The 24624-nt window shown below is 59.3% G+C and carries 25 protein-coding genes; 6 read left to right on the top strand and 19 right to left on the bottom strand.

The features are described from left to right. Positions 1-107 precede the first annotated feature (107 nt). The 3 genes from fliP to fliR are packed head-to-tail and all read left to right on the top strand — an operon-like array spanning position 108 to position 1893. On the top strand, positions 108-809 hold the full coding sequence (fliP, locus tag ACIPF8_RS21980) for a flagellar type III secretion system pore protein FliP (RefSeq protein WP_400425526.1): 702 nt from the start codon (positions 108-110) through the stop codon (positions 807-809). Positions 810-829: 20 nt separating this feature from the next. Then, entirely contained in the window at positions 830-1099 is a 270-nt protein-coding gene (fliQ, locus tag ACIPF8_RS21985) for a flagellar biosynthesis protein FliQ (RefSeq protein WP_400425380.1), read from the top strand. Beyond that, the gene (gene fliR / locus ACIPF8_RS21990) at positions 1099-1893 is read left to right on the top strand and encodes a flagellar biosynthetic protein FliR (protein ID WP_400425382.1); all 795 of its coding nucleotides are present in this window, start codon (positions 1099-1101) and stop codon (positions 1891-1893) included. Before fliQ ends, fliR begins: the two co-directional genes overlap by 1 nt. A gap of 59 nt (positions 1894-1952) precedes the next feature. Here the strand turns inward: fliR and flgL are convergent, their stop codons facing one another. The 12 genes from flgL to ACIPF8_RS22050 form a co-directional block, all read right to left on the bottom strand. Next, a complete protein-coding gene (gene flgL / locus ACIPF8_RS21995) occupies positions 1953-3164 on the bottom strand; it encodes a flagellar hook-associated protein FlgL (RefSeq protein ID WP_400425385.1) in 1212 nt (403 codons plus the stop codon). A gap of 71 nt (positions 3165-3235) precedes the next feature. After that, positions 3236-5209, bottom strand: coding sequence for a flagellar hook-associated protein FlgK (flgK, locus tag ACIPF8_RS22000; protein WP_400425388.1), 1974 nt, complete (start codon positions 5207-5209; stop codon positions 3236-3238). 237 nt (positions 5210-5446) lie between these two features. Then, complete coding sequence (gene flgJ / locus ACIPF8_RS22005; RefSeq protein ID WP_400425390.1) at positions 5447-6385, bottom strand: flagellar assembly peptidoglycan hydrolase FlgJ; 939 nt, start codon at positions 6383-6385, stop codon at positions 5447-5449. A 7-nt stretch (positions 6386-6392) separates the two neighbouring features. Then, a complete protein-coding gene (locus ACIPF8_RS22010) occupies positions 6393-7544 on the bottom strand; it encodes a flagellar basal body P-ring protein FlgI (RefSeq protein ID WP_400425393.1) in 1152 nt (383 codons plus the stop codon). Positions 7545-7546: 2 nt separating this feature from the next. After that, positions 7547-8215, bottom strand: coding sequence for a flagellar basal body L-ring protein FlgH (locus tag ACIPF8_RS22015; protein WP_400425395.1), 669 nt, complete (start codon positions 8213-8215; stop codon positions 7547-7549). A 14-nt stretch (positions 8216-8229) separates the two neighbouring features. Then, positions 8230-9012: a flagellar basal-body rod protein FlgG gene (flgG, locus tag ACIPF8_RS22020; RefSeq protein WP_061532448.1), complete on the bottom strand. Its 783-nt coding sequence runs from the start codon at positions 9010-9012 to the stop codon at positions 8230-8232. A 96-nt stretch (positions 9013-9108) separates the two neighbouring features. After that, complete coding sequence (locus tag ACIPF8_RS22025; protein WP_400425398.1) at positions 9109-9855, bottom strand: flagellar basal body rod protein FlgF; 747 nt, start codon at positions 9853-9855, stop codon at positions 9109-9111. Between the two features lie 73 nt (positions 9856-9928). Beyond that, a complete protein-coding gene (flgE, locus tag ACIPF8_RS22030) occupies positions 9929-11131 on the bottom strand; it encodes a flagellar hook protein FlgE (RefSeq protein ID WP_400425401.1) in 1203 nt (400 codons plus the stop codon). Positions 11132-11210: 79 nt separating this feature from the next. Then, complete coding sequence (gene flgD / locus ACIPF8_RS22035) at positions 11211-11873, bottom strand: flagellar hook assembly protein FlgD (RefSeq protein ID WP_400425403.1); 663 nt, start codon at positions 11871-11873, stop codon at positions 11211-11213. Between the two features lie 87 nt (positions 11874-11960). Then, a complete protein-coding gene (flgC, locus tag ACIPF8_RS22040) occupies positions 11961-12371 on the bottom strand; it encodes a flagellar basal body rod protein FlgC (protein WP_400425529.1) in 411 nt (136 codons plus the stop codon). Between the two features lie 49 nt (positions 12372-12420). After that, complete coding sequence (gene flgB / locus ACIPF8_RS22045; RefSeq protein WP_400425406.1) at positions 12421-12828, bottom strand: flagellar basal body rod protein FlgB; 408 nt, start codon at positions 12826-12828, stop codon at positions 12421-12423. Positions 12829-12973: 145 nt separating this feature from the next. Further along, on the bottom strand, positions 12974-13258 hold the full coding sequence (locus tag ACIPF8_RS22050; protein WP_400425409.1) for a helix-turn-helix domain-containing protein: 285 nt from the start codon (positions 13256-13258) through the stop codon (positions 12974-12976). Between the two features lie 272 nt (positions 13259-13530). Between ACIPF8_RS22050 and flgA the strand changes: the two genes are divergently transcribed. The 3 genes from flgA (at position 13531) to ACIPF8_RS22065 (ending at position 15182) form a co-directional block, all read left to right on the top strand. Beyond that, positions 13531-14259, top strand: coding sequence for a flagellar basal body P-ring formation chaperone FlgA (gene flgA, locus ACIPF8_RS22055; protein WP_400425412.1), 729 nt, complete (start codon positions 13531-13533; stop codon positions 14257-14259). Between the two features lie 126 nt (positions 14260-14385). Further along, positions 14386-14730 carry a flagellar biosynthesis anti-sigma factor FlgM gene (gene flgM, locus ACIPF8_RS22060; RefSeq protein WP_400425415.1) on the top strand — a complete coding sequence of 115 codons (345 nt, stop codon included), beginning with the start codon at positions 14386-14388 and terminating at the stop codon, positions 14728-14730. Continuing rightward, positions 14727-15182 (top strand): flagella synthesis protein FlgN, encoded by a 456-nt coding sequence (locus tag ACIPF8_RS22065; RefSeq protein ID WP_400425418.1) that lies wholly within the window; start codon positions 14727-14729, stop codon positions 15180-15182. The genes flgM and ACIPF8_RS22065 overlap by 4 nt, the downstream gene beginning before the upstream one ends. Positions 15183-15259: 77 nt before the next feature. Here ACIPF8_RS22065 and ACIPF8_RS22070 read toward each other — a convergent pair whose 3' ends face one another. The 7 genes from ACIPF8_RS22070 to cheZ form a co-directional block, all read right to left on the bottom strand. Next, a complete protein-coding gene (locus ACIPF8_RS22070) occupies positions 15260-15787 on the bottom strand; it encodes a flagellar protein FlhE (RefSeq protein ID WP_400425420.1) in 528 nt (175 codons plus the stop codon). A gap of 1 nt (position 15788) precedes the next feature. Continuing rightward, positions 15789-16532, bottom strand: a complete 744-nt coding sequence (locus ACIPF8_RS22075; protein ID WP_400425423.1) for an RNA polymerase sigma factor FliA — start codon at positions 16530-16532, stop codon at positions 15789-15791. A gap of 67 nt (positions 16533-16599) precedes the next feature. Next, positions 16600-17442 carry a MinD/ParA family protein gene (locus ACIPF8_RS22080; RefSeq protein ID WP_400425426.1) on the bottom strand — a complete coding sequence of 281 codons (843 nt, stop codon included), beginning with the start codon at positions 17440-17442 and terminating at the stop codon, positions 16600-16602. 10 nt (positions 17443-17452) lie between these two features. Beyond that, a complete protein-coding gene (flhF, locus tag ACIPF8_RS22085) occupies positions 17453-19990 on the bottom strand; it encodes a flagellar biosynthesis protein FlhF (protein ID WP_400425532.1) in 2538 nt (845 codons plus the stop codon). 2 nt (positions 19991-19992) lie between these two features. Then, positions 19993-22059 carry a flagellar biosynthesis protein FlhA gene (gene flhA, locus ACIPF8_RS22090; RefSeq protein WP_400425534.1) on the bottom strand — a complete coding sequence of 689 codons (2067 nt, stop codon included), beginning with the start codon at positions 22057-22059 and terminating at the stop codon, positions 19993-19995. A 38-nt stretch (positions 22060-22097) separates the two neighbouring features. Next, positions 22098-23240: a flagellar biosynthesis protein FlhB gene (flhB, locus tag ACIPF8_RS22095; protein WP_400425429.1), complete on the bottom strand. Its 1143-nt coding sequence runs from the start codon at positions 23238-23240 to the stop codon at positions 22098-22100. 745 nt (positions 23241-23985) lie between these two features. Continuing rightward, positions 23986-24624, bottom strand: coding sequence for a protein phosphatase CheZ (cheZ, locus tag ACIPF8_RS22100; protein ID WP_400425432.1), 639 nt, complete (start codon positions 24622-24624; stop codon positions 23986-23988).

The following is a 24624-nucleotide window of genomic DNA, read 5'->3' on the forward strand; positions in this document are numbered from 1 at the left end:
TTTTACGATACTCACCGATATTGATTGGCAGAATGCGTCTTCCATCCATCCTTACACAGCGTACACCGCGTCACGGCCTGTTGTCGGTCGCTTTCCTGGTCCTGAGCATGTTGCCGGCGATCGCTGCTGCACAAGCCTTGCCGGGAATTACCAGCACGCCCGGCCCGGGCGGCGCCCAGACCTGGTCGCTCAGCGTGCAGACCATGCTGCTGCTGACTTCGCTGTCGTTCCTGCCGGCGCTGTTGCTGACGATGACCAGCTTCACCCGCATCATCATCGTGCTGGGTCTGCTGCGCACCGCCATCGGCGCCCAGAGTTCGCCGCCCAACCAGATCCTGGTCGGACTGGCGCTGTTCCTTTCCTTTTTCGTCATGTCGCCGGTACTCGATAAAGCCTATAGCGACGCCTACAAGCCGTTTTCAGATAACAAGATCAGCGCGGAACAGGCGCTCGAACGCGGCGTCCAGCCATTCAAGCAATTCATGCTGAAGCAGACCCGCGAACGCGACCTGGCGCTGTTCGCCAAACTGGCGCAGACGCCGCAGATGCAAGGTCCGGAGGAAGTGCCACTGCGCATCCTGGTGCCGGCATTTGTCATCAGCGAACTGAAGACCGCGTTCCAGATCGGCTTCACCATCTTCATCCCCTTCCTGATCATCGACCTGGTGGTTGCCAGCGTGTTGATGTCGATGGGGATGATGATGGTGCCGCCGGCCACCATATCGCTGCCCTTCAAGCTGATGCTGTTCGTGCTGGTCGACGGCTGGCAACTGCTGATCGGCGCACTTGCCCAAAGTTTCTATACCTGATGTATATCTGAGTACACGCCATGACTCCTGAATCAGTAATGCAGATCGGCTACCAAGCCATGAAGGTGACGCTCCTGCTGGGCGCGCCGTTGCTGCTGGTGGCGCTGGTCACCGGCTTGATCATCAGCCTGTTCCAGGCCGCCACCCAGATCAATGAAATGACGCTGTCGTTCATTCCCAAGCTGCTGGCGGTATGCGCCACCATGGTGATTGCCGGGCCGTGGATGCTCAACTCCATTCTCGACTACATGCGCCAGCTGTTTTCCAGTATCCCGCAACTGGTCGGCTGATGTCGCCGGTACTTTCAGTCACCTCGACGCAACTGAGTGCCTGGATCGTGGCATTCATGTGGCCGTTCGTGCGCATGCTGGCGCTGATCAGCACCAGCCCGGTATTCGGCGAAAAAAAAGTGATGCGACAGGTCAAAGTCGGCCTGGCGGCATTGCTGGCGATTGCCATCGGCCCCACGCTGGGAACCATGCCGAACGTGCCGCTGGTATCCGCCGCCGGCGTCTGGATCCTGATCCAGCAAATCCTGATCGGCGCCGCCATGGGATTTTCGATGCGCCTGATATTTGCCGCAGTACAAGCGGCGGGCGATTATGCCGGCCTACAGATGGGCTTGTCGTTCGCCTCATTCTTCGACGCCAACAGCGGCGGCAACACCATGGTGCTGTCGAGTTTTCTGAATATGCTGGCGATGATGATTTTCCTGGCGGTGGACGGCCACCTGATGGTCATCAGTACACTCGCCGAAAGCTTTCATATCTTGCCTGTTTCAGATGCGCCGCTGTCTGCCAACGGCTGGCATTTCCTGGCACTGGCCGGCGCCAACGTATTTTCTGCCGGCCTGATGCTGGCGCTGCCGCTGATTGCCGCCGTGTTGACCTTGAACCTGGCGATGGGCATCCTCAATCGCGCCTCGCCGCAACTGAGCATCTTCGCGGTCGGCTTCCCGGTGACACTGCTCGGCGGCATCCTGATCCTGCAGCAGCTGATGCCGCATCTGGCGCCCTTCCTGGAACAACAATTCGCGCTTGGCCTGGCCAATATGCTGCATCTGGTGCAGGCGCTGCGGCCGTAAATCGCCTTCTCAAAACCCACGCGGCGCACTTTTATCAAAGGCACGCCGCGATACGGGAATCACAAGTAATTCAACAACGATATCTTGCGAATCTGCACAAAAGTCTGCTGCGTCGCCTGCAATGCCATCTGGCGCTGATATAGCTCGGTGATGGCGCTGGTGTAGTCGAGATCCTGGATGTCTGACAGATAACTTTTATCGGACAGGTTGCGCGTATCACCATTGGTGTTGAGAGTATCCAGTTCCTGCATACGTGAGCCGACCGAGGAGCGTACCGTCAGGACGTTGTCGAGCGAATTCGAGAGCTTGACGTTGGCCGTGCTCAGGGAATTGAGCAATTGCGCTTTGGCGGCCGGGGTGCCGTTGTCGACTGGAGTCTTGAGGGCGCCGATCAGATCCTTGAGCGCGCCGAACATGTCGGGATTGGCATTTTGCGCGGTGCTGGCGTTAAAGCTGTCGCCGGCGGCGGGATCGCCGGTCAGTGTGATTTGCAGGCCGCCGAACTTGATCGGTGTGCCGGCGGTATATGTTCCTGTCGTGACCACAGGCGGTGTGTCGGAATTGGTGACGGTGTAGGTCGTGGCCGATGTGAAACTGATCGAGAAGCTCTTGCCGAAATCCGCGTTGGTGGCATCAATCACCGAAGTCGCACCGTACACGCCTGTGCCGGTATTGGCGGCCGACGACGTTGTCACATATCCCGCCCCGCCCTGCGCGGTTTGGAAAATGCTGCGGCCGTCATCGCTGCCGGCCATCTGCCGAGAAACGTCGACCTGCAACAGCTGCTGACCCTGGTCGCCGACATACTGGATACCGCCGCTGGCCGATTGCACGAACGGCGCACTACCGCTCCTGAAACCGGCAAACAGAAACTGGCCATTGCCGTCGTCGGAATTCGCCAGGTTCAGCAATTGATCATAGTTGCTCTGCAAAGAAGTAGCGATAGAAGCGCGGTCGACATCGGTCAAGGTGCCATTGCCGGCCTGCACAATCAATCCCTTGACGTTTTGCAGTAGCGTAGTCACGCTTTGCAGGGCGTTGTCTTCCAGCCCGAGCGTGCGGGTCGCCTGTGCGCGGCTGGTTGAGTATTGATCATTGAGCGCGATCGACTGCGAGGCAGCCAACGCACGCGTGGCGCCGAGCGGATCGTCGGACGGTGTCAGGATTTTGGTCATCGAACCGATTTGCTGTTGTATGCGCAGCAAACCGGTTTGCTGCGATCCCATCGAAGCCATGCTTTGATCATAAAACGACTGGGTGCTGATACGCATCTGATACTCCTCAACTATTGTTAGGTCCATAGCGAAGGCAGCCCTGCTGCCTTCGCGGCGATGTCGCCGAATCAGGAAGCAATGCCCAGGATCGCGTCGAACATGGTCGATGCGGTCTGGATCACCTTGGCATTGGCCTGGTACATTTGCTGATACATCAGCAGATTGGAAGTTTCCTCGTCCTGGTTGACCCCGGAAACAGATTGCTGCGCCGCCTTGATTTGCGACGCCAGGCTGGTCTGCGCGGTATTGGCGATGGTTAGCTGGCTGGCCTTGTTGCCGATGGTGCTGACCAACTGACCATAGGCGTCGGTATAGCTGGCGGTGCCGCCGGCCAGGGTCTTCTGGCTCTGCAAGCCGCCAAGCAGCAAGGCGTTGCTGCCATCGGATACACCACCGGTATTTTTAGCGATGGTGAAGGTATCGCCATTGGCCGGTGTGCCACTGATGGTAGTGCTGATGCCGCCAAATGAATAACTCGCCCCAGCCGTATAGGTGACGGCCGCGCCGGCTGCATAGTTGACTACCGTGCCATCCGGATTGGTAACCTTGACTGCCGCCGTAGCCGGGAAGCCGGACAAACTGGGCGGCGTCGTGGTGCTGTCGTATTTGAGACTGACCGGCGCCGTCAACGGCGCCGCCAGATACGTCGCATCCACCTTGCCGGCGCTGATCGTCGCCGTGCCCTGGTTGCCGGCTGTCTTGTCGGTGATGATCGGCGACGCCGCCGCCACCTTGGCGGGATCGGTCACCAGCACGTTCATGTCACGGGCGCCGGCGCGGGTCGGCTGCACCAGGAACGAATCGCCGACCTGCGGAGTTCCGCTGCCGGCTTGTACCGAAACGCCGTCAAAGGTGACCGGCAACGTTGGGTAGCTGCCGAGCACCTTGTTGTCGGACAAGCGCGTCACCGAATATTGTGGACTTCCGGAGACATTGACCACGTCGATCCGATAGTCGCTGGTGGTCAATTGACTGGTGTCGCTGAACGATGGCGTCAGTGCAAGCGTGCCGGTATTGCGCGCATTCGGAATCACACTGGGGCTGGCCTGGGTGAAGAAATCCTGGCCGGCGGCGCCGTTCAGGTCGATCCCGAGCTTGTGCTGTGCATTGAACGTATCGGACAGGCCGATCGCTATGCGCCCCAATGCGTTCTGGGCATCACCCAATGTCTCGTTGCGGAATTGCAGCAAGCCGCCCAGCGAACCGCCGGTGAGCACGCTATCCTGCAACTCGACCGGTACGCCGGCAGCATTGACCAGCGCCACCGAAGTCTTGCTCGGGTCGGCCGATGAAGTCACCGCCTTCAAGGTTGATGCCTTGTCGCCCAAGACCAAAGTCTGGCCGGTGCCGATGAATACGTTGTACTGCCCGCCGTCCTGCACCACCACTTTTGTTTCCACCAGTTGGCTGAGATTGTTGACCAGGGCATCGCGCTGGTCCAGCAAATCGTTCGGCGCCTGGCCGCCGGAAGCATTGCTCAGCAAAGCGATCTGCTTGTTGATGCTGGCAATCTGCGTCGCATAGGTATTGATCTGGTCGACCGAGCCGGAAATCTGCGCGTTGGCATTCGCATTAAGACCGGTCAAAACCTGGTCCATGGTGCGGAACTGGTTCGACAAGGCCTGCGCGGAGCTGATCATTTGCTGCCGTGCGGCCGGATCGGCCGGCGTATTGGCGACCGCCTGCACGCCCTTGAACAGCGCCTGCAGCATCGGCGCCAGGCCGGTGGTCTGGTTTGCCAGCAAATTATTAATCTGGTTGATCTGGGTCGAATAAGTAGACAACGCGTTGTTGGTTGCCTGCGCCTGGTTCAGCTGCGTCGTCAGGAACTGATCATAGCTGCGGGTCACATTGGTCACTTGCGCGCCATTGCCAAAAAAACCCACGCTCGGCACATAAGTGCCACCGGCGGAAACGACCTGCGCCATTTGCCTGCTGTAACCAGGTGTTTGCACATTGGCTGTATTGTGACCGGTTGTCACCAACCCGGCCTGTGCTGCGTTCAGGCCACTGAGGCCAGTGAAAAACATGCTGTTCGACATATACATTCGTCCTTTAGAAGGGCAACGCCCGGCGTCACTGCCGCGCTCTCCTAAGATATAACGGCAGGCGCGCCGGAAATTTGAGGGAAATTGGAACGCATTTCATAAATATCCGCGAGTACGAACGCATATAGATGAAATGAGTCCTGGTCTGATATCGCGATTAAGTTTCAGTGTGGTGCGTGCGTCTTTTGCAGCGTCGAGGCAAGCACACCTTGCCTGGAATGGAACTCAACTTCAGATGATCTGTTTGAGAATGCGCACAAGCTTGTTGCCATATTGCGGATCGGTGGCATAGCCGGCACGCTGCAGACCGTAGGCCGCTTCGGAAGGGTCGCGCGTGGCCAGCACCTGGGCGTAGCGCGGGTTGCTTGACAGGAAGCGCGCGTAATCGCAAAACGCTTCGTCATACGACGCATAGGCGCGGAAAGCAGCGCGGGTCTGACGCGGCACGCCGTCGACGTATTCGGTGGTGACAGTTTCCACTACCGGCCCCTTCCAACCCTTGCCAGCCTTGATGCCGAACAGGTTATGGCTGCGGCTGCCGTCGTCTCCCTTGATTTCACGCTTGCCCCAACCAGACTCCAGCGCGGCCTGCGCCAGGATCAGTTGCGACGGCACGCCGCTGGCCTGGCTGGCAATCTGCGCCGAAGCGCCCATGCGCGCCAGGAATTGGTCGACATGCGGTTGCGGACCATCGGCACGGCCGGAGCGATAATCGGCCGCGTCATAAAGCGTCAGATTTTGTACATTGCCAGCATTCTGCGGCGGAGGTGGAGCAGCCTGCAGCGGTTGCAGGCCGGAAGCCGGCATCTTTTGCAACGGCGAAGGCTGCACCTGTGCCGGATCAATTGCGCGGCTGAGCTGCGCCTGCATCGCCTCGGCCAGACCCAGGCCGCGCCCGGACAGGCTTTGCGCCAGCTGCTGATCCAGCATCGAGGTGTACATCTTTTCCTGCTGGCTATCGAACATGCCGTCAGACGGAGTCGCTTCGCGCATGCTCTTCAATACCATCTGCATGAACATGGCTTCGAACTGGCGTGAAACCTGCTTCAGCCCTTCCTGCGGCGCGGCGCTGGTGGTACGGCGCAAGGCGTCGACGCCTTGCACATCCAGCGCGAATCGCTGATCGAGGTCGCCAGTGCGGCTGCTGTTGAGCGGTCCGGAAACACTCATGCCGGCCTCAGATAATTTCCAGTTCGGCGCGCAAGGCGCCGGCGGCTTTCATCGCCTGCAGGATCGACACCAGATCCTGCGGATTGGCGCCGAGCGTGTTCAAGCCTTTGACCACGTCCGCCAGCGAAGCGCCGTTCTTGACCACCTGCAGCGCACCGCCGGCCTGGTTCAACTGAATTTGCGAGGTTTGCGTGACCACGGTGCTGCCACCGGAAAGCGGCCCCGGCTGGCTGATCACCGGCTGGGTATTGATCACCACCGACAGGTTGCCGTGTGCTACCGCGCAATCGAGAATGCGTACGGTCTGGTTCATCACCACCGAACCGGTACGGGCATTGATGACCACCCGCGCCACCGCCTGTGACGGCGTGATATCGAGATTTTCCATGCGCGCCAGGAAGCCGACCCGCGCTTCCGGCTGGCTTGGCGCATTGACCTGGATCACCCGCGCATCGAGTGCGTTGGCAGTACCAGGGCCGAAACTGCGATTGATCGCGTCAACCGCTTTTTGGGCTGTACCGAAATCCGAGGTATTCAATTCCAGGGTCAGGGTATTGGCGTCGCCCAACGGCGAACTGACAGCCCGCTCGACAATGGCACCGGCCGGAATCCGGCCGGAACTGAGCTGGTTGATCTGCACCTTGCTACCGTTGGCCGAAGCACCGGCGCCGCCGACCACCATGTTGCCTTGGGCAATCGCGTACACCATGCCATCGGCGCCTTTAAGCGGCGTCATCAGCAATGTGCCGCCGCGCAGGCTCTTGGCATTGCCCATCGACGATACGGTGACATCGATATTCTGTCCCGGGCGTGCAAACGAAGGCAAGGTCGCGGTCACCATGACGGCCGCCACATTCTTCAATTGCATGTTGGTGCCGGGCGCCATCGAGATGCCGAGTTGCGACAGCATGTTGTTCAAGGTTTGCGTAGTGAATGGCGTCTGCATGGTCTGGTCGCCGCTGCCGTCCAGGCCAACCATCAAGCCGTAGCCGATTAACGGGTTGTCGCGCACGCCCTGGATGCTGGCCAGCTCCTTGAGCCGTTCGGCATGCGCGGCTGGCGCCGACAGCGTTGCGCAAAACATCAAGCCGCATAACAGAGCGATACTGCCGCGGCTGCGGTCGGGATGCTGCAAAAACCGGTGGAATATTGATCGCATGGTCAGAACGGTAAGACGTTGAGGAAGAAACGCTGCAGCCAGCCCATGGTCTGCGCTTCGTCGATATAGCCTTTGGCGCTATATTCAATGCGCGCATCGGCCACCTGGGTCGAGGCTACGCTGTTGTTGCCGCTCACCGTGCGTGGATTGACTACGCCGGAGAAGCGGATGAATTCTGTACCCTGGTTGATCATCATCTGCTTCTCGCCGCTGACGATCAGGTTGCCATTGCCGAGCACTTCAGTGACAGTGACAGTAATGATGCCGTTAAAGGTATTGGCGGCATTGGCGCCGCCCTTGGCGGTGAGCGCATTGGAAGCCTTGGCATCGGTATCGAGGTTGCCGAACAGGCCGCCGAAAATCTTCGGTATCGCTGCCAATCCGCTGCTTGCACTGCCGTTGCGGCTGGCATTTGCCGCCGAATTCTTGCTGGCGTTGACATTTTCGCTGACGATGATGGTCAGAATATCGCCAACGTTGCGCGGTCGGCGATCTTCAAACAAAGCCTGGCTGCTGAAACCGGATTGATAGATGGCGCCATTCACAGGCGCCGTCGGCCGCACTTCAGCACGCGCGGTCATCGGCTGCTGCACCAGCGGCTCGCGCGGCAATTGGGCGCAGCCGCTGAGCAGCACAGCCGCCAGCAACACATAGTTAATCCACTGTTTCAACATCGGCTCCGTCATCACATCTGTGTCAGGCGTTGCAGCATCTGGTCCGAGGTCGTGACCGCCTTGCTGTTGATTTCATACGAACGCTGGGTCTGGATCATGTTGACCAATTCTTCGACCACGTTCACGTTCGACGATTCGACATAGCCCTGGCTCAAGGTGCCGGCGCCATTCTGTCCCGGCGTGGTCTGGTTGGCAGTGCCGGAGGCGTTGGTTTCGGTGTACAGGTTTTCGCCGTTGCTTTGCAGGCCGGTCGAATTCAGGAAAGTCGCCAGCTGGATCTGTCCGACCTGGACGCTGGCAGTGCTGCCGGCCTGGGTCACCGACACCGTGCCATCCTTGGCGACGGTCATGCTGGTGGCATTTTGCGGAATCGTGATAGCCGGTTGTACCGGATAACCACTGGCAGTCACCAACTGGCCGGTCGAATCGGATTGGAACGAACCGTCGCGGGTGTAGGCGGTGGTGCCGTCCGGCATCTGCACCTGGAAAAAGCCGTCGCCATTGATCGCGATGTCCTTGGTGTTGTCGGTTTTGGTGGGATTGCCTTGGGTGTGGATACGCTCAGTCGCCACCATGCGCGTTCCGGTGCCGATCTGCAGGCCGGATGGCAGGTTGGTCTGGTCGGAAGTCTGGCCGCCTACCTGGCGCAGGTTCTGGTACATCAGATCCTCGAACACGGCGCGGCTGCGCTTGAAGCCAGTGGTGCTGACGTTAGCCAGGTTATTCGAAATCACGTCGAGCTGCTGCTGTTGCGCATCGAGGCCGCTCTTGGCAATGGAAAGGGAACGCATCATGGTGGAAACTCCGGCAAGTTAATATTGCTTGGCAATGGTGTTAAAAAATAAGCCAAAATGGCGGCGAAAATGACAGCAATGCAGTTAGAGCTGCGATCAGCTGGTCATGCTCAGCAACTGGTTGGCGCGCTGGTCGTTCTCGTCAGCGCTCTTGACCGCTTTCATCTGCATTTCGAAACTGCGCGCATTGGCAATCATGTCGACCATCGCCGATACCGGATTGACGTTGCTGCCTTCTATCGCGCCGGTCTGCAACGTGACGGCGGGATCGGCATCAGGCGTTGCCGCTCCGCTGCGCATGCGGAACAAACCGTCATCGCCGCGTACAAGATCCGCACTCGCCGGATTGACCAGTTTCAAACGACCAACCTGCGCCACGTTGGTGGCCGGATCGCCTGCGCCAATCGCGCTGACCAGGCCGTCGGTCGAAATCATCACCGACGCGCCGGGTGGCACCGCCATCGGTCCGGCATCGCCGATCACCGGCAATTTATCCATGGTCATCAACTGACCATCGGCGCCTACCTGCAGATTGCCGACCCGGGTATAGGCTTCGTTACCGTCTGCGGTCTGCACTGTCAGCCAGCCGTCGCCGCGCACGGCCACGTCCATCGGCCGCCCGGTTTCAGTCAGCGGACCACTGCGCATATCCGCGCCTGGCGTGGTAGCAACCACAAAGGCGCGTGTCTGCGCTTCGTCGCCGACCACCGGCACTGCGCGGAAGTTGTTGAGCTGGGCGCGAAAGCCGGGCGTCGCAACGTTGGCCATGTTGTTCGCGACTGAGGCGTGTTGTTCCATCACCTGCTTGGCGCCGCTCATGGCGATATAGATCATGCGATCCATGGATACTCCCCGTTTCCTGCCGTTGCGGTGATTGAGACAGCGCCGCTGACGGCGCTTGCGAGGACCTGCTTCATCAGCGCATGCTCACCAGGGTCTGCATGACCTGGTCTTGCGTCTTGACGGTTTGCGCATTGGCTTGATACGTCCGTTGCGCAATGATCATGTTCACCAGTTCAGCAGTCAGGTCGACGTTAGACGATTCCAGCGCGCCCGAGGTCAATGCACCAACCTTGCTGCCGGCGCCAGGCGTGCCGACCAGCGGTTGTCCCGATGCAGCGGTTTCGCTCCAGACGTTGCCACCCTTCGATTGCAGGCCGTCCGGGTTGGCGAAGGATGCCAGCACGATCTGCCCCAATGTCTTGGTCTGTTCGTTCGAATACTTGCCGGTAACGGTGCCGTCCGGATTGATGGCAAACGCGGTCAGGACGCCGGATGTATAGCCGTCCTGCGTCTGCTTGGCCACAGCATTGTCATTGCCGAACTGGGTTGTGCCGGTCAGGTTGATCGAGAAATTCATATTCGCTGCACCGTTGGTCAGCGGAACCGCGGCCGGCGTTAGTGTGCCGTTGGCCGGGGTCAACATCTTGCCGGAACTATCGAAGGTCAATGAGCCAATGTTGCTGCTGGCGCCGCCATCCACGGTTTGGTAGACATCCCAGGAATTGGCGCCGGTCTTGACAAAGAAATTGGTAATCTCATGCGAATTGCCGAGCGAATCGTAGCCGGTCACCGCGTTCTGGTAGTTGAAGCTGTTCGAATCGGTCGCGCTGAACGGTGTCGTGGTCGGCACCGTGCTGCGCGAATCGATATTGTATTGGGCGTTGATCTTGGTGGTTGCGTTTGGCATCATCGCGGTAGCCGGCAATTGCAGTGCGGTCGGGCTGCCGCCTGCGATGCTGCCGTTGGCGCCGACCTGATAGCCGGTCAGGCGCAGGCCGCCGGAATTGACGATGTAGTTATCCTTGTCAATCGTGAACTGGCCATTGCGTGAATACGACACTTCACCGGATGGGCTGGCCAGGCGGAAAAAGCCATCGCCATTGGTGATAGCCACGTCCAGCGCGCGCGAGCTGCTTTGCAACGCACCTTGGGTAAAGTTTTGCGACACGCCAGCCACCTGGGTGCCGAGGCCGACTCTTGAACCGGCATACACGTCCGCAAACAATACGCTACCGGCCTTGAAACCGACCGTACCCGAGTTGGCAACGTTATTGCCGATCACGTCGAGATTGCTGGAACTTGCGTTCAATCCACTTACGCCTTGCTGAAAACTCATAATATTCTCCTTTGAAAATCAAGCTGTGGCAGTTTCCGCATGCCCGCACTACCGCAAGTCCGCAGAAACCAGGCCGAATTTACAGAAACTGTTTAACGTCGCCCAAGGCCACCGTGCCGGCCGCACCCAGATTCAAGGTGACGCCATTGGCGCTCTGCGCAACACTCGCCACTTGCGAATAAGTGAGCGTACCCGCGGCCACCGCACCGCCGTTGACGGATGCCGCTACGCTAATCTTGTAGGCGCCATCCGGCACGGCTGAGCCAGTATCGTTCTTGCCATCCCATGTCAGGGTCTTGGTGCCTTGCGGCAGTGCGCCGACATCGATGGTGCGCACGGTGTTGCCGGCGGCATCAGTGATGGTTACCTTGACCGTGTCGGCAGCGCCTTGCATGTCGAGGCCGAACGAGGTGTCCGTGCCGCTCTTGAGCGCCACGCTGCTGCCAGGCGTCAGCACCGTATGACCGATCAACGAAGCTGCCTGCAGGGTCTGGCTGGCGCCGGTTTGCGCCACCAGCGACGTCAGTGTGCTATTCAGGTTTTCGATGCCGCTGACGGTACTCATTTGCGCCAGCTGCGAAGTCAGTTCCGCGTTATCCATCGGATTCAGCGGATCCTGGTTGTTCAATTGCGTGACCAGCAATTTGAGAAAGCGCTGCTCCTGATCGGAACTGCTCGACGATGCTCCCGCCAGCGCATTTGCTGCACTGTTGTCGGTTGATGAAACGCCCGAAACTGCCATGATGATTTTCTCCTGGTACGGTACGACGACCGCGGATTGATGATGCGATTCGAAATCTCAACTTATCTTGCCGACTGGCGGCAGGCCTTACTGACCGATGCTGAGCGTCTTCAGCATCATGGTCTTGGCGGTATTCAGTACCTCGACATTCGCCTGGTACGAGCGCGAAGCCGAAATCATGTTGACCATCTCCTCCACCGCATTGACGTTGGGCATGGCAACGTAACCGTCGGCATTGGCCATCGGATGCTTTGGGTTGTACACCATCCGCAATGGCGACTGATCCTCGACCACGCCGGCCACCTGGACACCGCCGATGGTTGCCGACGGATCCTGCTGATCGCCCGACGCCGCCACCGCGAACACCACCTGCTTGGCGCGATAAGGCTGACCATCCGGCCCGGCCACGCTCTCGGCATTCGCCAGGTTGCTGGCGGTGACGTTCATGCGCTGCGATTGCGCGCTCATGGCGGAACCGGCGACATCGAAAATATTCATGGAAACATTGGAAGACATGCGTTAATCCCCGCTGACTATGTTGAAACGATCATTGCTGCACCGCGGACAGCATCGATTTGATTTGGGCGCCGATGATGGTCAGGCCGGATTCGTAATGAATGGCGTTATCGGTGAAATTGACCCGTTCGACATCCATTTCAACCGTGTTGCCGTCAATGCTCGATTGCGTCGGCACGCGGTACAACAATTCCGGATCGTTGGAGATCGTCGATTCGCCCTGGATGTGGCGCGCTGACGTCGTAGCCATCGATACCGACTGCGCCTGCCGCCCCTGCGTCATGGCTTGCGTCAAGCTGCTGCTGAAATCGAAATCGCGCGCCTTGTAGTTTGGCGTATCGGAATGGGCAATGTTTGCCGACAGCACCTCTTGCCGCCGCGCCCGCAAATTCAACGCTTCCTGCTGGAAACGTAGTGCTGCATCCAGTTTGTCAACCATGTTGTATCCACCGTATAAAGTATTCCGACCGTCTTGCAACAGACCTTTTGATGGAAGCGATTATAGGTAGCCGAGACAAGCAGCAATCGCAAGAACAGGCGGGATTTTCACCCTCACTTCGAGGCACGCGAGATTGCGCCGCCGCTCATCGATCGCGCAAGCCGGGATTCGCTTCCGGCAGGTATTGCGCAATATCGTCAAAAGTCAGCTCATAACCGGCCAGCACGCGCTTGATGGTGGAGCCGCACGGATCGACGACCCTGCCGGTCTCCAGCTTGCTCAACACCGGAACCGATAAGCCGCAGCGGCGATGCATCGCTGTCAACGAAATCCGTTGTCCGTTTTCGCTTCTCTGCTTCAAACGCCTTTGCCGCAAATACACGGCCAGCGTGACCGGCAGTTCTTCGTTGAATTCGCTCACATTCGCCATTGGATATCCTTGCTTGGTTTCCGGTTTATCAGCCGGCCTCTTGCGTTGACAGGGTAAATTTCTGAAATTTATTATAAATAGCTGCAACCGCGCCAATCGCCCAAACAACAAGCCATTCGCAAGCCAATTCCACGCATCCAGATGCGGCTTGTTTGTCTAGAATCTGATATGCGTGGATATTCCGCGACAACTGCGACAACCATTTATCCGGAGCGCATTTCATCGATATCCTGGAGATACGAATGAAGTGCGCCTGGCAAGGAACACTTCCTATGCATGCAAACATCCGCCGGCTTTCCGGCAACCTGTTGCGTCTCGTCGGGATCTCGGCATTGCTGGTCGTAGACCCGGCCGCAATCGCCCGGCCGGCCGAACTGAGCGGCAACGCCAAACCGGTGATTGAACAATTCCTGATGAACCAGGCAAACGGTTTGCCGGGCAAGGTCAGCATCCGCGTCGATACGCCGATGTCAGGCGCGCTGCCGGCCTGCGACAACCTGGAACCGTTCTTGCCGAACGGCGCGCGGTTGTGGGGACGGGTTTCGGTCGGCGTACGTTGCAATGGCGACGGTTCAGGCACGCCGTCATGGACCCGCTATGTGCCGGCTTATGTCGCCGTGGTGGCCAACTATTACGTCGCCAGCCGCCAGATCAATGCTGGCGAAACGCTGAGCGCGGGCGATTTCGAAGTTCGTCAGGGGGACCTGAGCACGTTGCCGCGCGGCGTGATCACCAATCCGCAGCAGGCCAGCGGCATGGTCAGCGCCAACCGCATTGCATTGGGTGCGCCACTACGCCAGGAACTGCTGCGCAACGTGACCGTGATCCAGCAAGGACAAAACGTCAAGGTACTCGCGCAAGGCGCCGGTTTTGTGGTCAGCACCGATGGCCGGGCGATGACGAATGCCGCCGCAGGTGCGACAATCCAGGTCAAGACACAAGCCGGCCAGATGGTCAGCGGCATTGCCCGCCTTGACGGTTCGGTCGATTTGCCGAACTAGTGCCGGCGTAAAATCAAAACAATTCCACACGGAAATTTATTAACAATTTCGACATTTTCCAGTCGAAACGCTAAAGTTTCAGCGCAGACTGCCGTTAAACCGAATAGCTCCCACAGAGGAAATATCTTGAAAATCGATCAACCCGCAAAGTCGCTGAATAGTGTGTCGAACCAAAGTAATGTGGCGCCCAACAAGGATAGCGTGCCTCGCGCCGCTTCCACCGACGCCGCTGCCACCGGCGCCGCCAGCAACGCCCTTCCTTCACAGCCAGCGGCCCAAAGCTCGCTGGCGGCGCAAGTGCGCCAGTTGCAGACCCAGTTGCTGCAGCCTGGAGAGGGAGATTTCGACGCCGCAAAAGTGGCGGAAATTCGCCAGGCCATCAGCGAAGGCCGTTATCAGGTCAATCCGGAAAAAATCGCCGACGGCCTGTTGGATACGGTCCGCGACCTGCTCGGCAAGAGGCCATCATGAGCCATATACTCGGCCATCTGCAGCAGGAACGCGCGGTGATGGACGCCTTTCTCGAACTTCTCGACCGTGAGGCCGAAGCCTTGGTCCAGAGCCGTTTCGACGAATTGCCGATAATTACGGAGCAAAAGGCGCAACTCGCGGACCGCATCAACGCCCTTGAGCGCGAACGCGAACAAAGCCAGCAGGCCGCAGGATTTCCGACCGCGCGCGAAGGCGGCGACGCACTTGCTGCTGCCGGCAGCAGCGAGTTGCAACAGGTATGGCAAGACTTGCTGACGCGCGCAGCCCAGGCTCGCGAAAACAATCATCGCAACGGCATCATGATCCATACCCACCTGGATTTCGTTCGACAGTCGATCAACTTCCTGCGCGCCCACGGCCAATCCCTATATGGCCCGGACGGCAAGCATAAGGTTGGCCTCGGCAACGGGCACAGCCTGGCGTCGGGCTGAGCCGATACGCCATGCCGGGTAATCCGTGCAACAGTTATCTATTGCGACTAACTGTCGCGGCTATCTATCGCAGTTGTCTATTCGTAATCCACCATCACCCTGCTTGCAGAACCCTGCAAGGTCGGCGTCATTGCGCCTTGTCCATCGATGACAAAGGCAAACGAAAAATATGAAAATCCGCTGTCGCCGGCAAATGCGGTAGTGCTGCCGCTGGCGCCGCTGAGTCCGACGCACCTGGCGTAATTGCAAAGATAGGCATGAACCCCGGCCGGCGGCGCGCTCAGGAAACCGTATTGCCAGCTGACCCGACGTGTCTTCGAGGCGGGTGTCACGCCGCTGCCGACCGGCGCGATCGGCGCCGATTGATAGGCTATTCCACGACGAACAATTGCCGGCGTCGAGCCGTTGCCGCTCCACGATCCGCTTACCGTGGCGGCGGCGCTATTCAATTGCAGCGCTCCCTGGCCAGTTGGCGGATGATTGCTGCGTCCAAAGTAAGTATCAAGATTGAGCGCCGCCGGCGCCTGCTGACCAAGTTGTGCCGCAAGCGGCAACATGGACAGCGCAGCCATCACAGCCAGCACCGCGCTGGATCGCGCGCCCATCTCAGGCTGCCTCGCTGCAGCGGCTTTCATTCAATCGCACCCGCAGGCGGCTGATGGCCTGGCTGTGCAATTGACATACTCGCGATTGGCTGACTTCCAGCACAGCGCCAATTTCCCGCAAATTCATCTCTTGCTCGTAATACAGGCTCAGTAACAGGCGCTCGCGATCCGGCATCTGCGCAATCGCTTCAACCAGCATGTGACGCATGCCGCTTTCCAGCATATGTTCCAGCGGATCATTGTGGTTGGCGCGATCGCTGCCAGAAGCTTGCCGGTCAAGGAAAGAATTCTCATTGCTGCCACTCTCCTGGTCCTCGTAATAAACCAGTTGTGAACCGTGAATTTCCTGCAATAGATGCTGATACTCCTCCAGGGACAAGTTCATCGCCTGCGCAATCTCGCGCTCGCTCGGCGCCCGCGCCAGCTTTTGTTCCAGCGCCTGCACGGCGGCGTCGACGCTACGCGAAGACTGGCGCAAACCACGCGAGAGCCAATCATTCGCGCGCAATTCATCCAGCATCGCACCGCGAATTCGTTGGCTGGCATAGGTTTCGAACTGCGCACCCTGGTTCTCCTGATAACGGTTGGCAGCGTCCAGCAAGCCCAGCATGCCGGCCTGGATCATGTCGTCCAATTCGACACTGGCCGGCAGCTTGGCAACCAGTTGCAAAGCCAGACGGCGCACCAGCGGCGCGTACTTTGCCAGCGTATCGGATTTGTCGATTCTTCCCTGCGCTGTATACATGACGGGTCCCTCTTCCTGCATTCTTCAAATAAGCAATCGGTTTTCAATAAATGACATAGCGTTCCTGTTAGTACGACGGCAGCAGCTGTGCAGTCCAGGAACTTTCCTGCGCCAACGGCGGCAGTTGCGGCTGAGCTGCCATGCGCCGTGGCCATTGCTGCAACTGTGCGGCGATACGGCGGAAATCAACAGCGGCAACGCTGGTCTGGAACGCCTCCACCACACTCAATTTCAGGCGCTGAGCCTGCGCCAGGCGCGCATCCAGGCCGATGCAACCAGCCGGCTGCACAGTCAGACCAAGGTAGCGGCTTCCGGTCGCGGCCAGGTTGTGCGCCACGCGTTGTGCGTCGGGACCGTCTGCCGCGCCATTGATCATGATTCGCAACTGCTGCAATGCATGGGCGTAATGCAACTGCTTGATACAGGAATAGGCTGCAGTAATCGAAGCTGCCTGTGGCCGCAATACCACCACCACATCGTCGGCTTGCCGCGCCAGCGCCGACAAGGCACCGCTGCCATCCAGTTGCGCATCGACCAAAATCGCCTGTCCATGAAACGCGCTGCGCGCATCACTTTCCGCTGTCGCCGCATCCAGCCCTGATGCCGGCAGCCACCAGGCACCACAGGAGAGTTTCGACGCCGCTGCTTCCAGCGGCAGGCGGCGCGTAATCACATCGGCCCAAGCAGCGGCGCCGTTGATCGCTCCCGGCGGCAAGCCGCCATGCTCATCCAACAGCAGCACATCCTGGCCCAGTTGAACCAACGCAGCCGCCAGATTCAAGACAACGCTGCTGGCGCCAACCTGCGGGCCGCTACCAACCACCGCGATCACCTGTGGCGCCCGGTTTCCAGCATGCTGGGCCATCAGGCTCCGCAAACCATCTGCCTGATCGTTCACCACTTTGTTCAAAGCCGTCTCCTCATCCTGGCTGCGCAGCCAGTCCGGTCACATCGCTTGCGCTACGCACGCCGTCAGCGTCCAGCTCCAGCGCCTGCAACAAGGCGATCAGTTTTCCGAAGCCTTCGAACAATGCCGTGTTTGATGCGACCGTGATTGCGCCGGAACGAATCCTGTGGCCGGCCAGTTGCGCCAACAGCGCACGTGCAGCGCCGGCCCAGGTATCCTGCTTGTGTGCCAGGCGCCAAACGGTGGTGCTGGCCTGAGCCGCAATCAGCAAACGCTTCGGCATGTCGCTATCGCCCGGCTCAGTACATCCACCTAGTTGCTGGACAGCCTGCCGCAGCAACTTGTAGAAAGGTTCCACGGCCTGCTTCCAGCACGCCCATGCGACCAGTTGATCGGCACTGACGCTTGCTTCGACATTGCTGAGCAAATACCATTGTGCCAACTGCTTCCCATTGTGCGGATCGACGATCCTGGTAACCACGCAACGCAAGGCCGGAGCGATTTCGCCGCCTGCATCGGCGTTCTTGACGCGCAGACGGACAATCATTTCAGCCGCCGATTGCTGTACAGGCTTTCCCTTGTAGATCACGGACTTCGGTACCGCGAATTCCAGCTGCGCGGCTAACTTGACCAGCGTCGTGCTACCGTCTTCGCCTTCCACGACGCGCAACGAGCCGCGCCCGCGCGCCAGCCATGACAGGTCGGTAGCTCGCCAAGATTGCATCTGCTGCAACTGTGGCAACCGTTCCAGCAGATGCACCATCGGTTTGTCGAACTCCTGTTGTTGCAGCCATTCGATCTGGCGTTGCGCCGGTGCCGCGATCATGTTTTCTGCATGCGTCGCAGCGGTGGCGGTACTCAGCAATTGATGTGGCGCAGCCAGCGGCATGCCGTCGACGTCCGACAGCAGCAGGCTGGCTTGCAGCGAATAGGCATCGCCATTGCTGCTGGCCAGCAGATCGGCTTTTCCGCTAACCGCCAATATGTGTCCGGTGCAGGATGCCGCGGTTGCCGTACGCGCGTGCGCCAGCAATTGTTGTCCGACTGCCTTGCTGTCGATCCGGTCATCGCCCAGATCGCGCCACAGTGTGCGGGCCACGTCGAAATCAATCTTGCCATCGGCCAGCGCAGCGGCGTTGACAGCCAGCTCCTTGGCATCGTGCGCCAGTACCCGGATCAATTGCTGGCATTGCACGCGCAAGCGCTCAGCGGCTTGCGCCTGGCTAGCGACTTGCGCTGCCGCGGCAGCCAGTTCAGCATCATTGTTCAGTGCGGCCGGCAGTTCTCCCAGATCGGCTTCTCCCGGCACGAACAACGCGCTGCGGCTGGCCGATTGAAACACGCTGTCGACCAATTGCAGGCGATCGGCTAGCATCAGGTTTTCCGGCACTTTCTGCCCGGTCGACACGTAGTGCACAGGCAAGCGATGACGAATCACGGTATCCAGCAAGGCGCCAGGATGGGTGGCTTCGTCAGTCTTGGTGAAAATGCAGCCGGCCAGTTCGTTACCGGCTGCGCCATCCTTGTAGGCATGCACAACTTCATTGAGCGTATCGCCATGGCTGGCGGCGTTCAGCAGCAGCAGGCGCTTGACCGGACGCCCCGCGCCGCACAGCATCGCAACTTGTTCAGAGACGCTGCGATCGCGCTGGCTCTTGCCGACGGTATCGATCAACACCATGTGCTTGTCACGCAAATCGTCCAGCGCCAGCCGCAAGTCTGCCGCATCTTTTACCGCATGCACCGATACCCCGAGGATGCGGCCGTAGATGCGCAATTGTTCAAAGGCGCCGATACGGTAACTGTCGGTGGTCAGCAGCGCCAGCTTGTCGGCGCCGAAGCGCATGACGCAGCGCGCTGCCAATTTGGCGGTGGTGGTGGTCTTGCCGACTCCGGTCGGCCCCATCAGGGCGTAGACGCCGCCGCCGTCCATCATGGCGTCTTCGTTATCCAGCAACGGCAGGTTGCGCGCCAGTTCTGCCTTGACCCAGGCCAGGCCCGAAGCGAAATTCATCCCTGTCGGCAAATGGTCCAGCATGGCTTTCGCCAGGCTTGCGCTGAAGCCGGCGCCGAGCAAGGTGCGTAGCAGATGGCCGCGCACCGGATCGCGGCGCTGTTTGTCGTTCCACACCAGGCCTGCCAACTGTTCCTCGATCATGCCGCGCATCGAATGAATTTCACTGATGACGCTGTCGTGGCTGTCCTTGTCGGAGGCAGGTTTCGCCACCGCCGGAGGCTGAGGAGATTGATCATGCACAGACGGCGTCGCGGCGGCTGGCGCTGCTGGTACAGCGGCAACTTGCGGCACGGGTGCAGACAGCGCGACGGCAGTTGCTGTTACCGCTGGCAAAACTGCTTCTGGCGCCGTTTTCGGCGGCGCTGGCGGTTGCGCGACTTGACTCTCTATGGCATCCACCATCGCGACGATTTCAGTGCCGGTTGCAGTGGCGCGATTGGAAAGAATAATCGCATCCGGTCCCAGCTGTTCGCGCACCAGGCGCAACGCCTCGCGGCTGGATGGAGCAACGATGGTGATGGTGTTAGTGTGCATGCTCAAGCCTTGCCTCCAATGGTGGCGGTTACTTTAATGGTGCGGGTATCGGGAATCTCGGCGTGCGACAGCACCCTCAGTTGCGGCAAGCTGCGGCGCAGGAATCGCGCCAGCAGGACGCGCAGCGGATGCTGCACAACCAGAACCGGCGACAAACCGAACTGTTCCTGGCGACTGATTGCCACTTGAGTCTGTGTCAACAGGCTATCGGCAAGACCAGGCTCCAGCCCGCTGCCGTTGGTCAGCGCCTGCAGCAATACGCGGTCGAGCGAGCTATCGAGGCCGATCACCTGCAGCTCGCCGGTACCGGGGAATAACTGTTGCGTAATGGCGCGTCCCAGCGCCAGGCGCACCAATGAAGTCAATTCGTTTGGATCGCTGACTGTGGCGCCATGTTCGACCAGCACATCGAGGATAGTGCGCATGTCGCGGATCGATACGCCTTCGTCGAGCAGGTTCTGCAACACTTTCTGCAGATTTGTCAGCGACAGCAGTTTCGGCACTACATCTTCGATCAGCTTTGGCGACTCTTTGCCGACACGGTCCAGCAATTGCTGCACTTCCGTACGGCCCAGCAACTCCGCAGAGTGCGCATGGATCAAATGATTCAGATGGGTCGCAATCACCGTGCTGGCGTCGACCACGGTATAACCGTAGATCTGCGCTTGTTCGCGCATATGGCTTTCGATCCAGACCGCTGGCAGGCCGAACGCCGGATCGACGGTTGGCGTACCTGGCAGCGTAGCGCTGGCCTGCCCTGGATTAATCGCCATCCATTGCCCCGGCCATGCTTCACCTTGGGCGATTTCGACGCCTTTCAAGGTAATCACATACGTGTTCGGCTTCAGTTCCAGATTGTCGCGGATGTGCACTACCGGCACCAGGAATCCAATATCTTGCGCAAATTTCTTGCGGATGCTCTTGATGCGACCCAGCAGCTCGCCGTTCTGGCTGCGGTCCACCAGCGAGATCAAGCGATAGCCGACTTCCAGGCCAAGCGGATCGACCAGTGCCACGTCATCCCAACTCGCTTCCGCCGGCTCCTGCGAGACCACTGCCGGCGGCTCCTTCGCAGCGTAGGCAGCGGCCGCCGTACGTTGCAGCAAGCGGCGCCCCAGATACGTCAGGCCGCCGGCGATAATCAAGAAGGCAATATGCGGCATGCCCGGCACCAGCCCCATCAAGCCGATAATGCCGGCGGTGAGGAACAGCACCTGCGGATTGGAAAACAGTTGGCCCATCAACTGCTGGCCGACATCTTCATCGGTAGTCACGCGCGAAACGATCACGCCGGCGGCAGTGGAAATTACCAGCGCCGGGATCTGCGCCACCAGGCCGTCGCCGATGGTCAGCAGCGTGTAGTTTTTGGCAGCGGTCGAAATATCCAGCCCATGCTGGGCGACGCCGACGATCAGGCCGCCGACCACGTTGATCGCCATGATCAGCAGGCCGGCCACCGCGTCGCCGCGCACGAACTTGCTGGCACCATCCATGGAGCCGTAGAAGTCGGCCTCCTGCGCCACTTCGGCACGCCGCTTGCGCGCCACATCTTCGCCAATGAGGCCGGCGTTGAGATCGGCGTCGATCGCCATCTGCTTGCCTGGCATGGCGTCCAGTGTAAAGCGCGCACCGACCTCGGCAATCCGGCCCGCACCTTTGGTGATGACCATGAAGTTGATGACCACCAGGATCACGAACACCACAATACCGACGGCAAAATTTCCACCGACCAGGAAATGGCCGAAAGCCTCGATCACCTTGCCGGCGGCGTCCGGACCGGTATGGCCCTCCAGCAGCACCACCCGGGTCGAAGCAACGTTGAGCGACAGACGCAGCAGCGTGGAAAACAGCAGCACCGCAGGAAAGGCGGCAAAATCCAGCGCCTTCATCGTGTACATGCTAACCAGCAGCACCATCACCGACAGCGCGATATTGAAAGTAAACAGCAAGTCGAGCAAAAACGGCGGCAGCGGCAAGATCATCATGCCGAGGATCATGATGATCAGCACCGGACCTGCCATGCCCTTGACGCTGTTGCCGGCCAGGATCGTCGAGATCATGCCCTGCATGGAACTGAAGGAAAACGCTGTATTTGGACTTGACGGCTTCATGCCGGACTCCCTAACGGGTCGAGTGAATCTGGAACCGGCAATTCTTCCGGCGTGCGTGGAGCAATGCCGCCTTCACTGCGCCAGCGCTGCAATTGGTAAACCCAGGCCAGCACTTCAGCCACCGCGGTATACAGTGCGGCCGGGATTTCATCGCCGAGGTTGGTGTGACGGTATAGCGCCCGCGTCAAAGGCGGCGCTTCGAGGATTGGGATCTTGTGTTCGGCGCCGATGGCGCGGATGCGCATGGCGATCAGGTCGGTGCCTTTGGCCACGACCCGCGGCGCGCGCATTTCCTTGTCGCGGTACTTGAGCGCCACGGCAAAATGGGTTGGATTGGTGACCACCACATCGGCGCCGGCAACCTCTGACATCATGCGACGCCGCGCCATCTGTTGCTGCTGGCGCCGGATCATTCCCTTGATGTGCGGATCGCCTTCGCTTTCCTTGTGTTCCTGTTTGAGCTCTTCGCGTGTCATGCGCAGCTTGCGGTAGTAGCTCCACAGCTGATATGGAACGTCGATGGCGGCAATCAGCAACAGCGAGCCGATAATCAGCGCGCAGCAGTTGGCGACCAACCGTACCGTATGCGCCAGGGCGCCATGCACCGGTTCGATCAGCAATCCCATGATGATGTCGACATTGCCGCTAATGACCCAGTAGGCGATGCCGCCCACCAGGAACGACTTGCCGACAGCCTTGAACAATTCTGCCAGCGATTGGCTGGAAAACAGGCGGGCGATGCCGCTGATCGGATTGAGCTTGGAGAATTTTGGCGCCAGCGACTGCGTTGAAAATAGCCAGCCGCCGAGCAGCAATGGCGCGGCCAACGCGGCCAGCGAGAGCATGGCGAGCAATGGCAGCAGGGCAACCAGCGCCTCTTTGCCGGCCATTGCGGCCTGGGTCAGCATGAAGGACGTGTCGAAGCCGGCCGCGCGATCGAAGCGCATGCCGTTGCGTAGCGCGTTGCCGATATGGTCGGCCAGCGGCACTGCGGTCAGCCATAGGCCGCCGATGCCGGTGGTCAGCATGACGAAGGTGCTTAGCTCGCGCGAACGCGCAACCTGGCCCTCTTCGCGCGCCTTTTCCAGGCGCCGGGGGGACCCGGGTTCCGTTTTTTCAAGATCGCTTTCTTCCGACATGCATGCTCCGAACCGGCAGGGACGAACATCGTCCTATCAATACGGATTATTGATGCAAGCGGGGGGATGCAATCGGCCAAACAAGGCTGGGATCAGAGTGTTGCTTGGGCAATCAGTGCAAATCGCCCATTTATCAATATGGCAATACAACAAGTAAAACTGTTAAAACAACTGCAGACAATCTGCTGCAGAGTTAAACGGGCCGCGGATCACCTGCAGCGGAGTTAAATGGGGTCGGAGTTTTTTTCGGCGGGGTTTTGCCGAAAATTACTCTGACCCCTTTTAACGGGCCACGGAGTGAGTGCGGTGGTGCATCAGCTTTGTTCGTCTGATTCTAATTAAAACGGTTGCTACTCCGTGGAAGCTAGCCGGGGGTAGCCCGGCAGCTACTCACTTTCTTTGCTTCGCCCCTAGCCGGGCGCCCGAAAGTAAGCAAAGAAAGGCGATCGCACAGCCGTTGCCCGCCGTTGGCGGGTCCCCAAATGAGCCGCGCGCCAGTCGGATGGGACACAAACTCGCTTCGCTCAAACATGTGTCCCATTATTCCCGACTGTCACCCGCCCCATTTGGCAACGTCAGCATGCGAAAAGTCAAAAGCAACGGCAACGGCAACTACAACTACAACTGCAACTGCAACTGCAACTGCAACTGCAAAAGCCTCGTTGCTTTAACCTACCCAATGCATCCAATGCTTTCCACTATCTCTCGTCAGCCACACCAATTTTCTATTTGATCTGTCGAATATCTAGAATCCAAGGCTAGACAACAAATCATCCACCTGCTCCTGGTCCGACACTGCGTCGGGATTCTCTTCTGCTTTCATCTGTGGGCCGTTTAGCAGGCCGTTGTCTTGGCGTTTTTCGATTGGGGTGTTGTCTATCAATACTTGCAGCAACTGCTTTTCCATTTCATGCACGACTTCCATCATCTTCTTGATGACCTGGCCGGTCAGGTCCTGGAAGTCTTGCGCCATCATGATTTCGATCAGTTGCTCGTTGATCGCCGAAGCCTGCTTCGGGATGTCCTTCAGATAGTTGCGGGTCTCCAGCACCAGCACCCGCGCGTCGTCCAATTCAACCGGGCTGACAAACCATTCGTCCCAGCGCTGATTGAGCGTCTTCGCTTGTTTGCTGAGTTTTTCCTGGATCGGCTGGGCGACGTCGATCGCGTTCAAGGCACGCTCGGCAGCGCGTTCGGTCATCGTCGCGACGTAATTCAAACGATCGCGGGCGTCCGGAATGGCTTGCGCCGCCTTGGCGATCTCCTGATCCAGGCCCAGCTCTCGCATGCTTTCGCGCAACAGACGCGTCAAATGCCCGATCCGGTTAACCAACTGCTCGGCAGAATCGCCGGCAACTGGCATCTGTAAAGCGTGGGCGCTCAT

It is taken from the genome of Collimonas sp. NPDC087041, from assembly GCF_044745265.1.
Taxonomy (GTDB): Bacteria; Pseudomonadota; Gammaproteobacteria; order Burkholderiales; family Burkholderiaceae_D; genus Collimonas.